Annotated in this window: 7 protein-coding genes, 1 rRNA gene and 1 other annotated feature; of the genes, 3 read left to right on the top strand and 5 right to left on the bottom strand. The window is 56.2% G+C overall.

Going from position 1 to position 10,543, the window contains the following annotated elements:
- The 4 genes from CINSTRO3249_RS08215 to rluD all read right to left on the bottom strand — a co-directional run.
- Positions 1–1,302, bottom strand: a 16S ribosomal RNA gene (locus CINSTRO3249_RS08215); the annotation flags it as partial.
- Between the two features lie 643 nt (positions 1,303–1,945).
- The gene (gene clpB, locus CINSTRO3249_RS08210; RefSeq protein ID WP_074012921.1) at positions 1,946–4,519 is read right to left on the bottom strand and encodes an ATP-dependent chaperone ClpB; all 2,574 of its coding nucleotides are present in this window, start codon (positions 4,517–4,519) and stop codon (positions 1,946–1,948) included.
- A gap of 130 nt (positions 4,520–4,649) precedes the next feature.
- Positions 4,650–5,381: a purine nucleoside phosphorylase YfiH gene (gene yfiH / locus CINSTRO3249_RS08205; protein ID WP_074012920.1), complete on the bottom strand. Its 732-nt coding sequence runs from the start codon at positions 5,379–5,381 to the stop codon at positions 4,650–4,652.
- On the bottom strand, positions 5,378–6,358 hold the full coding sequence (rluD, locus tag CINSTRO3249_RS08200) for a 23S rRNA pseudouridine(1911/1915/1917) synthase RluD (protein WP_074012919.1): 981 nt from the start codon (positions 6,356–6,358) through the stop codon (positions 5,378–5,380). Before rluD ends, yfiH begins: the two co-directional genes overlap by 4 nt.
- A 131-nt stretch (positions 6,359–6,489) precedes the next feature.
- Here rluD and bamD point away from each other — a divergent pair, with 131 nt between their 5' ends.
- The 3 genes from bamD (at position 6,490) to pheA (ending at position 9,230) form a co-directional block, all read left to right on the top strand.
- Positions 6,490–7,221: an outer membrane protein assembly factor BamD gene (gene bamD / locus CINSTRO3249_RS08195; RefSeq protein WP_074012918.1), complete on the top strand. Its 732-nt coding sequence runs from the start codon at positions 6,490–6,492 to the stop codon at positions 7,219–7,221.
- A 259-nt stretch (positions 7,222–7,480) separates the two neighbouring features.
- On the top strand, positions 7,481–7,783 hold the full coding sequence (raiA, locus tag CINSTRO3249_RS08190) for a ribosome-associated translation inhibitor RaiA (RefSeq protein ID WP_074012917.1): 303 nt from the start codon (positions 7,481–7,483) through the stop codon (positions 7,781–7,783).
- 138 nt (positions 7,784–7,921) lie between these two features.
- Positions 7,922–8,048: a sequence feature (Phe leader region), on the top strand.
- A 24-nt stretch (positions 8,049–8,072) separates the two neighbouring features.
- A complete protein-coding gene (gene pheA / locus CINSTRO3249_RS08185; RefSeq protein ID WP_074012916.1) occupies positions 8,073–9,230 on the top strand; it encodes a bifunctional chorismate mutase/prephenate dehydratase in 1,158 nt (385 codons plus the stop codon).
- 109 nt (positions 9,231–9,339) lie between these two features.
- Here pheA and tyrA read toward each other — a convergent pair whose 3' ends face one another.
- Positions 9,340–10,431, bottom strand: a complete 1,092-nt coding sequence (gene tyrA / locus CINSTRO3249_RS08180) for a bifunctional chorismate mutase/prephenate dehydrogenase (RefSeq protein ID WP_074012915.1) — start codon at positions 10,429–10,431, stop codon at positions 9,340–9,342.
- Between the last annotated feature and the right edge of the window lie 112 nt (positions 10,432–10,543).

Below are 10,543 nucleotides of genomic sequence, written 5' to 3'. Positions count from 1 at the left end.
GACTAAGGCCATGTCGATAAATTTTATCTGAATGGCAGCGAGGACAATGAACAGAAACTGTAACCACGTGGAAACCTCAAATAGAGGCAGAATATCACAAAAGTCAACTATTTGAAGGCATTACCCTCCGGTTTATCACCGGCAGTCTTTTTTGAGTTCCCGACCGAATCGCTGGCAACAAAGGATAAGGGTTGCGCTCGTTGCGGGACTTAACCCAACATTTCACAACACGAGCTGACGACAGCCATGCAGCACCTGTCTCAGAGTTCCCGAAGGCACCAAAGCATCTCTGCCAAGTTCTCTGGATGTCAAGAGTAGGTAAGGTTCTTCGCGTTGCATCGAATTAAACCACATGCTCCACCGCTTGTGCGGGCCCCCGTCAATTCATTTGAGTTTTAACCTTGCGGCCGTACTCCCCAGGCGGTCGATTTAACGCGTTAGCTCCGAAAGCCACGGCTCAAGGCCACAACCTTCAAATCGACATCGTTTACAGCGTGGACTACCAGGGTATCTAATCCTGTTTGCTCCCCACGCTTTCGTACCTGAGCGTCAGTCTTCGTCCAGGGGGCCGCCTTCGCCACCGGTATTCCTCCAGATCTCTACGCATTTCACCGCTACACCTGGAATTCTACCCCCCTCTACGAGACTCTAGCCTGCCAGTTTCAAATGCAGTTCCCAGGTTAAGCCCGGGGATTTCACATCTGACTTAACAGACCGCCTGCGTACGCTTTACGCCCAGTAATTCCGATTAACGCTTGCACCCTCCGTATTACCGCGGCTGCTGGCACGGAGTTAGCCGGTGCTTCTTCTGCGGGTAACGTCAATCGACAGCGCTATTAACGCCATCGCCTTCCTCCCCGCTGAAAGTGCTTTACAACCCGAAGGCCTTCTTCACACACGCGGCATGGCTGCATCAGGGTTTCCCCCATTGTGCAATATTCCCCACTGCTGCCTCCCGTAGGAGTCTGGACCGTGTCTCAGTTCCAGTGTGGCTGGTCATCCTCTCAGACCAGCTAGGGATCGTCGCCTAGGTGAGCCATTACCCCACCTACTAGCTAATCCCATCTGGGTTCATCCGATGGTGTGAGGCCCGAAGGTCCCCCACTTTGGTCTTGCGACGTTATGCGGTATTAGCTACCGTTTCCAGTAGTTATCCCCCGCCATCGGGCAGATCCCCAGACATTACTCACCCGTCCGCCGCTCGCCGGCAAAGAAGCAAGCTTCTTCCCGCTGCCGCTCGACTTGCATGTGTTAGGCCTGCCGCCAGCGTTCAATCTGAGCCATGATCAAACTCTTCAATTAAAAGCTTGATGCTCAAAGAATTAAAACTGGTATTCATATGAATATTCGTTGTTCACTCTTCAAGACTTGATATTTCGGTATGTCGATATCGTCTTGTGAGTGCCCACACAGATTGTCTGATAAATTGTTAAAGAGCAGTGCCGGGAGGCTGTTTTCTCGACCGGCGCGGGTGGCGTATATTACGTTTTCCCGCTGTAGAGTCAAGCTTTTATTTGCCCGTAACAGGCCGCCTGCCTCTGGCTGAGCCGGTGCGCCGTAGCGACTGTTCCCGGTCAGTGGAGGCGCATTATAGGGCCTTCCCAGCCGGTGGCAAGCGCTAAATGCAAAATAAGTTTTAACTGGTGAAATATGCAGCAGCCGTAACAAAATGTTGGTGGTTAACGCGGGAAGGTGTCGGGACAAAAACCGCGGTCCGATGCGGTGTAACGCAGTCGGGCAAGGGTTTACCATGCAGGTCGGTTATAAGGGGCAACATGCCATACCCAAACTGCGCGGACCGGGATTATTGTCCCGGCCCGCCGCCGTGGATTTGGACCAGGATAATTGCCCCGGCCCGCCGCGGTGGATTTGGACCAGGATTATTGTCCCGGCCCGCCGCCGAGGGTTTGGACCGGGATAATTGCCCCGGCCCGCCACCGTAGGATTACTGGCTGGCGACGATATGATCGTCCTGTACATCCAGTCTGATGGGTTTGCCCGGCAAAAGCTGACCGGACAGGATCTGCTGCGACAACGGGTTTTCAATCTCTTGCTGAATGGCGCGTTTTAGCGGGCGTGCGCCATAGACGGGATCGAAGCCGGATTTGCCCAGCAGCGCCAACGCCTCGTCGCTAATGGTCGTGGTGTAACCCCGCTCTTCCAGCCGCTGATACAGACGCTGCAGCTGGATTTGGGCAATCTCGGTGATATGCTCACGGCTCAGCGGATGGAACACGACCACTTCATCCACCCGGTTGATAAACTCCGGCCGGAAATGGTGGCTGACCACATCAAGCACCATATCCTTCATTTCCTGGTAGTTCATCTGCCCGAAGCGTTCCTGGATAACATCCGACCCCAGGTTGGAGGTCATGATGACCACGGTATTGCGAAAATCCACCGTACGTCCCTGACCGTCGGTCAGACGGCCGTCATCCAATACCTGCAGCAGGATGTTGAAGACATCGGGATGCGCCTTTTCGATCTCATCCAGCAGAATGACTGAATAAGGACGGCGGAGCACCGCCTCGGTCAGATAGCCCCCTTCTTCATAACCGACATAGCCGGGAGGGGCGCCCACCAATCGCGACACCGAATGTTTTTCCATAAATTCGGACATATCGATACGCACCATGGCATCGTCGCTATCGAACAAGAACGTAGCCAGCGCTTTACACAATTCCGTTTTACCGACCCCGGTTGGCCCCAGGAACATGAAAGAGCCGATGGGACGATTGGGATCCGCCAGGCCCGCACGACTACGGCGAATAGCATTGGAAACCGCTTCCACCGCTTCATTCTGCCCAATGACCCGATGATGCAAATCCTGCTCCATACGCAGCAGCTTTGCCCGCTCGCTTTCCAGCATCCGCGAAACCGGAATTCCCGTCCAGCGGGCCAGCACTTCGGCAATCTCAGTGTCGGTTACGCGATTACGCAGTAAGCGCATACTTTTGCCTTCAGCTTGCGAGGCCGCCGCCAGCTGTTTTTCCAGCTCGGGAATTTTGCCGTATTGTAGTTCAGACATCCGCGCCAGGTCTCCGACGCGCCGCGCCTGTTCGATCGAGATTTTTGCCTGTTCCAATTCCGCCTTCAAATGCTGGGTGCCCGACAAAGAGGCTTTCTCCGCTTTCCATTCCTCTTCAAGTTCGGAGTAATCGCGTTCTTTTTGCGCCAGTTCGTCATTAAGCATCGCCAATCGCTTGAGACTGGCGTCATCCGATTCTTTCTTCAGCGCCTGCTGTTCCAGCTTCAACTGGATGATCCGGCGATCCAGCCGGTCAAGCTCTTCCGGTTTGGAATCGATTTGCATACGAATGCTGGAGGCGGCTTCATCAATAAGGTCAATAGCCTTGTCCGGCAGTTGCCTGTCGGCAATATAGCGATGGGATAGCGTCGCGGCGGCAACAATGGCCGGATCGGTAATCTGCACATGGTGATGCAGCTCATAACGTTCTTTCAAGCCGCGCAGAATAGCGATGGTATCCTCTACGTTCGGCTCGGCGACAAACACCTTCTGGAAACGCCGTTCCAGCGCGGCGTCCTTCTCGATAAATTTGCGATACTCATCAAGCGTCGTGGCGCCCACGCAGTGCAGTTCGCCGCGCGCCAGTGCAGGTTTAAGCATGTTGCCGGCGTCCATCGCGCCATCGGCCTTACCGGCGCCCACCATGGTATGCAACTCATCGATAAACAAGATGACATTGCACTCTTGCTTGGACAAATCGCTCAGAACGCCTTTCAGCCGCTCTTCAAACTCACCGCGATATTTGGCGCCCGCCACCAGCGAGCCCAGATCCAGCGATAACACCCGGTTGTTCTTAAGACCTTCGGGCACTTCGCCGTTGACGATACGCTGCGCCAGCCCTTCAACAATGGCGGTTTTACCCACCCCGGGTTCACCGATGAGGACCGGGTTATTTTTGGTGCGCCGCTGGAGTACCTGGATGGTGCGGCGAATTTCTTCGTCACGCCCGATAACCGGATCAAGTTTGCCCTGCTCGGCGCGCTCGGTCAGGTCGATGGTAAACTTTTTCAGCGCCTGGCGCTGATCTTCCGCGCCCTGATCGTTCACCTGCTCGCCGCCGCGCATCTGCTCAATGGCCTGGGTGATGGATGCCGTCGTGGCGCCCGCCGACTTCAGCAGCTCGGCCAAAGTGCCGCGCGACTCCAGCGACGCGAGAACGAAGAGTTCGGAGGAGATAAAACTGTCGGTGCGTTTTTGCGCCAGCTTGTCGCACAGGTTCAGCACCCGCACCAGATCTTGCGAAGGCTGCACGTCGCCGCCGGTGCCTTCCACCTGCGGCAAACGCTCGCAGGCCTGTTCCACCGCGCTGATAAACGGCACCACGTTAACGCCGGCGGATTGCAGCAGCGGACGCACGGTACCGCCCTCCTGCTTTAGCAGGGCCGCCATCACGTGGAGTGGTTCGATAAATTGGTTGTCGCGCCCGAGAGCCAGAGACTGGGCGTCGGCGAGGGCAAGCTGGAATTTATTGGTAAGACGATCCAGACGCATAACTCCTCCCATATTGGTCAAAATTGCTACTCTGGAGATTAAATAAGGTCGTTTATTTAAAATTCAAGGATATTTCGCCAATAAGTTGGAAGAAAATTGCTATCCATCCTGGATCGTCTTGGGCAAGAGATTATATCAGCCAGACCAAAGTTGCCATACGTCCGGTGACGCCATCGCGCCGATAGGAGAAAAAAGTGTCGTTTTCCTGCACCGTGCAATGCTGACCGCCATATATGGCGCGGATCCCGGCGGTCCGCAGACGTAAACGCGCCAGATGATAGAGATCGGCCAGATATTTTTCGCCCCGGGGGACAAAGGCAGCAACCGCTGCGGGGTCGTAACGGGCAAAGGCATTTTTGACTTCGGCGCCCACTTCAAACGCCTTAGGCCCAATAGCCGGCCCCAGCCAGGCGAGAATGTCCGCACGCGGCGCCTGAAACGCCGCCAGCGTCTGCTCGAGCACGCCGGCGCACAACCCTCGCCAGCCGGCGTGGGCCGCGGCAACTTCCCGCCCTGCGCGATCGCAAAACAGCACCGGCAGACAATCGGCGGTCATGACGGCGCAGACCTCGCCGCGCGTCCGGGTGTAGGCCGCATCACCGCATTGCGACGGCGGGGGCGCGCCGTCCTGCGTGACCACATTAAGACCGTGCACCTGCGTTAACCAGCGCGGCGCGGCGGGCAAATCTGCCAGCGCCACCAGCCGGCGGCGATTTTCCGCCACGGCCTCCGGATCGTCCCCGACATGGTCGCCTACATTAAGCGAATGCCAGGGGGCGCGGCTCACGCCGCCCTCGCGGGTGGTGCTGCAGGCGCGGACCCGGGCGGGAGCAGGCCAGTCGGGCAGAATAAGCCGGCTCACAGCCAGTCCATACTATCTTTGAACAGGTCTGTATCTGCCTTCAACGCCGCTATCAGCGCCACCATATCCTGCGGCAGCGGCGCATGCCACTCCATTTCGATCGAGGTAATGGGATGGTAAAGCCGCAGCAAGGTGGCATGCAGCGCCTGGCGATCGAAACTGCGCAGCACCTCATTGAAGGCGTCGGAAGCCCCCTTTGGCGGTCGCGGACGCCCGCCGTAGAGCGGATCGCCCACCAGCGGATGATTGATATGCGCCATATGCACGCGGATCTGATGCGTACGTCCGGTTTCCAGACGCAACCGCAGACGCGTATGGGCGCGGAAGTGCTCCATGATACGGTAATGGGTCACCGCCGGCTTGCCCATCGGGTGCACCGCCATATGCGTCCGCTTGGGCGCGTGGCGCGCGATCGGCTGCTCCACGGTGCCGCCGGCGGTCATGGTGCCGATAGCGACCGCTTCGTATTCGCGGGTAATTTCCCGCGCCTGCAGCGACTCCACCAGACGCGTCTGCGCCGGCACGGTTTTAGCCACCACCATTAGCCCAGTGGTATCTTTGTCCAGACGATGCACGATACCTGCACGAGGCACATCGACAATGGGTGGAAAATAGTGCAGTAGCGCGTTCAACACGGTGCCATCGGCATTGCCGGCGCCGGGATGCACGACCAGATCACGCGGTTTATTGATGACGAGAATATCGTCATCTTCATAAACGATATTCAGCGGTATGGCTTGCGCTTCCCAGCGCGGCGCTTCTTCGATAACCGCCTGTATTTCAACAGATTCGCCGCCAAGCATTTTTTCTTTGGGTACCATCGTGCCCCGTCCGTCCACCCTCACCAGGCCGTCAAGGATCCAAGCTTTTATCCGCGATCGTGAATAATCAGGGAACAATTCCGCCAAAGCCTGATCTAAACGTTGCCCGAGTTGTGATTCGCTCACCGTTCCGGTGAGGTGTTGATGCTGTGCCATATAAGGTATCTTCGTTAACGTTGGGTTTTCACGGCGATGCCGTTTAAAATAGTATGCTATTGTAGCTGGTCTCATCCGGGAGCTAAACGGACAGCCTCCCGGAACAACACTCTGAGGATAAGCAAAACGTCATGATGCGTATGAAATATCTGGTGGCAGCCGCCACACTTTGCCTGGTGCTGGCGGGTTGTTCCAGTAACAAAGACGCCGTTCCCGATAATCCCCCCTCCGAGATCTATGCTTCCGCGCAGCAAAAGCTGCAGGACGGTAATTACAAGGGCGCAATCAAGGAGCTGGAGGCGCTGGACAACCGCTATCCGTTCGGTCCCTACGCGCAACAGGTTCAGCTTGACTTGATTTATGCTTACTACAAATCCGCCGATCTGCCGCTGGCGCAAGCCTCTATCGATCGTTTTCTGCGGCTTAATCCGACCCATCCGAATGTCGCCTACGTCCTTTACATGCGTGGTTTGACCGATATGGCGCTGGATGACAGCGCTTTGCAGGGATTCTTCGGCGTGGACCGTTCGGATCGCAACCCGGAACATGCCCGCGCGGCGTTTCGTGATTTCACGCAATTGATTCGAGGGTATCCGAACAGCCAGTATGCCATGGATGCCACCAAACGTCTGGTTTATCTCAAAGACCGGCTGGCCAAGCATGAATTGTCCGTGGTGGAATACTACGACAAACGCGGCGCTTACGTTGCGGTAGCCAACCGCGTGGAGCAGATGCTGCGCGACTTCCCCGATACCCAGGCGACGCGCCAGGCGCTGCCCTACATGGAAAAAGCCTATCGGGAATTGCAGTTAAGCGGTCATGCGGACAAAGTGACGAAAATTACGGCGGCGAACCCGGCCTGACGGCCCGGCGAGACGTGATAAGGACGGCGGCTTCGGCCGCCGTTTCTGAAAGGTTAACCTGATAATATTGCCCCATTGCGCATGCGCTGACAAGGGTAGAAATCCCGTTCCTGACCCCCGCTCACAGAACCCGTTCCCTCCACCGCCACGCCGGAAAAAAAGTGATCTAAATCACACAAAAGATACCGGCTGCAGGTATGCTTAAACCATGTCGACGGAAACACGCAGAGAGGTAGTTCTATGATAATCAACATAGCAAATGGAGATCACTCCCGCCATTCGTCAACACGCGGAAGAGCGCCTGGCTAAATTGGCGAAATGGCAGACCCAGCTGATTAATCCCCATATTATCCTCTCCAAACAGCCGCAGGGTTTTGTGGCCGATGCCACCCTGAGCACGCCCAATGGGCAACTGGTGGCCAGCGCGACCCACCAGGATATGTATCTGGCCATCAACGAGCTGCTGGCGAAACTCGAACGTCAAATCAATAAAGTCCAGCATAAGGGTGAAGCGCGCCGCGCCGCAGAATGCGTCAAAACCGCGAATTTCATGGCGGTGTAATCCTGCCGGCCGGGTAAACTGCCCCGCCCGTCAGGGAGTAATACGTTGAATGACGCGCCCCCCAGGGCGCGTTTTATATTGACAGAAAGAAAAGCGAGCGGTTACTGTACCCCCTATTCTTCACTCCACAGAGCTCATCATGACTTCACCGTCGTTTTTCTTCGCTTTCTTTTTTATCTTCCGTTGTTAGGAGGCCGCGCTCGTCGTGTGAGAAATAAAGCGAAGACGAACCGCAAAGCCTCCTGAAACAGGGGGCTTTTTTTTGCTGGCGTGAAAGGTAACCCACATTATGAATGACAACACTTTATTGACGCTGCGCGATCGAATAAGCGCGCTGGATCTCAATTTGCTGTCTTTACTGGCGGAAAGGCGCACTCTGGCACTGGACGTCGCACGAAGCAAGATAGCCTCCCAGCGGCCAATTCGCGATATGGCGCGGGAGCGCGAACTGCTAAAACGCCTGGTCACCGAAGGGCAAAAACGTGATCTTGACGGCTTCTATGTGACCCGACTGTTTCAAATGATTATTGAAGATTCGGTATTAACGCAGCAGGCCCTGCTGCAATTGGATTTAAATCACCAGGAACAGCGTTCGGCGCGCGTCGCCTTTCTTGGCCCTAAAGGCTCCTATTCTCATCTGGCGGCGCGGCAGTACGGCGCGCGCTATTTTGAGCAGGTTGTCGAATGCGGTTGCCAAAAATTCGCCGATATCGTGCAGCTCGTGGAAACGGGCCAGGCGGAATACGGTATCCTGCCGATCGAAAACAGCAGCTCAGGTTCAATCAACGATGTGTACGACCTGCTGCAACACACGCATTTGTCTTTGGTGGGCGAGATCGCTATCCCTATCGATCATTGCGTTCTGGTTAGCGGCAATACCAATCTTGATCAAATCGAGGTCATCTACAGCCATCCGCAACCTTTCCAGCAGTGCAGCCAGTTTTTGGCACGTTTTCCTCAGTGGCAATTCGATTATTGTGAAAGCACCGCTGCGGCCATGGAAAAAGTGGCGCAGCTCAACCGTCCTACGGTCGCCGCGCTGGGCAGCGGCCAGGGTGGAGCGTTGTACGGTTTGCAGGTGCTGGAAAGTAACCTGGCCAACCAGCAGCAGAATATTACCCGCTTTATCGTGCTGGCCCGCAAACCTATCGATGTCACCGAGCAAGTGCCGGCTAAAACCACGCTTATCATGGCCACCGGCCAGCAGTCCGGCGCCCTGGTTGAGGCGCTGTTGGTGCTGCGGACCCACGGTATTGTGATGACGCGCCTGGAATCCCGGCCGATACACGGCAATGCGCATGAAGAGATGTTTTATATCGATGTGCAGGCCAATTTGCGCAGCGGAAAAATGCAAAAAGCGCTGCGCGAACTGCAAGCCATTACGCGATCGTTAAAGGTGTTAGGCTGCTACCCCAGCGAAAATGTCTTGCCGGTGGATCCGGAGTAACCGGCAACCGGTTATCAGCCACTTGTCATTAGCAACCTGTGACCTGCACGGCGGCGGTGCCGCCGTGCTCCCGTCTCCCCTTCTACGCTGTTTACGGCGCGTGAAGGGCCTATTTGCGGCTATCGTTGGCCTGACGCAGTAACACCCGGCTTTCCGCCAGGAAATGGTCGGCATAATCACCAAACCAGCGACCGATATGGGCAAAACGCGCGATAAAGGCCTGTTTGTCGCCCTGTTCCAACAGTTCGATTGCCGCCCCGAAACGCTGATAGTAACGTTTAATCAGCGCCAGATTATCCTCCGACGCCATAATAATATCGGCATACAGCTGCGGATCCTGCGCAAACAGGCGCCCTATCATCGCCAGCTCGAGTCGATAAATCGGTGAGGACAGCGCCAATAATTGCTCCAGATCGACATTTTCTTCCGCCAAATGCATACCGTAAGCAAAAGTGGCGAAATGGCGCAGTGCCTGAATAAAGGACATGTTTTGATCGTGTTCAATGGCGCTGATGCGATGCAACCGCGCCCCCCAGACCTGGATCTGCTCCAGCAGCCATTGATAGGCCTCCGGCTCGCGCCCCTCGCAGTAAACGACCACTTGTTTAGCCAGACTGCCGCTATCGGGACCGAACATGGGGTGCAGGCCGAGAACTGGCCCATTGTGCGCCGCCAGCATTGCCTGCAGCGGCGCGTTTTTCACCGAGGCCAGATCCACCAAAATGCAATCTTCCGGCAGGGGCGGCAATTGCTCAATGACCGGTACGGTCAAATGGATCGGCACGCTGACGATGACCAACCCCGCATCGGCCAACAAAGCTTCAGCGCGCGGCCAGTCCTCTTTTTCCAGGACGCGCACGCTGTATCCCGACAGCGTCAACATTTTGTCAAACAAGCGCCCCATTTGGCCGCGGCCGCCAATGATCACCACCGGGCGCAACTGTGGGCACAGCGTTTTAAACCCTTTGTCGTTTTCGCTGGCGTAAGATTCCCGCATCAGGCGGCGCAGCACATCCTCGATTAAATCGGGCGGTACGCCTAAGGCCGTGGCCTCGCGCCGTCGCGAGGCCAACATCGCCGCCTCACGATCGGGCGCGTAGATAGGCAGGCCGGCACGGCTTTTCACTTCACCGACCTCGGCCACCAGCGACAGCCGTTTGGCCAACAGATCCAGCAGCGCTTTATCTGAATCACCCCGGATAAATTAGAGTCTATACTTTAAAAGTGGAGGTCTCTATGACAACGACCAAACGTTACTCTCCGGAAGTCCGTGAACGGGCAGTTAATCTAGTGCTGGAAACTCAGCATGAGCA

Source organism: Candidatus Sodalis sp. SoCistrobi, assembly GCF_900143145.1.
GTDB lineage: Bacteria > Pseudomonadota > Gammaproteobacteria > Enterobacterales > Enterobacteriaceae > SoCistrobi.
The sequence above is the reverse complement of the archived record's forward strand: the minus strand, read 5'-3'. Positions and strand labels throughout refer to the sequence as shown.

Bases quoted from the DNA above. Each gene is read 5' to 3' on its own strand.
- bamD (WP_074012918.1), top strand. From the start codon at position 6,490: ATGATGCGTATGAAATATCTGGTGGCAGCCGCCACACTTTGCCTGGTG.
- rluD (WP_074012919.1), bottom strand. From the start codon at position 6,358: ATGGCACAGCATCAACACCTCACCGGAACGGTGAGCGAATCACAACTC.
- clpB (WP_074012921.1), bottom strand. From the start codon at position 4,519: ATGCGTCTGGATCGTCTTACCAATAAATTCCAGCTTGCCCTCGCCGAC.
- raiA (WP_074012917.1), top strand. From the start codon at position 7,481: ATGGAGATCACTCCCGCCATTCGTCAACACGCGGAAGAGCGCCTGGCT.
- pheA (WP_074012916.1), top strand. From the start codon at position 8,073: ATGAATGACAACACTTTATTGACGCTGCGCGATCGAATAAGCGCGCTG.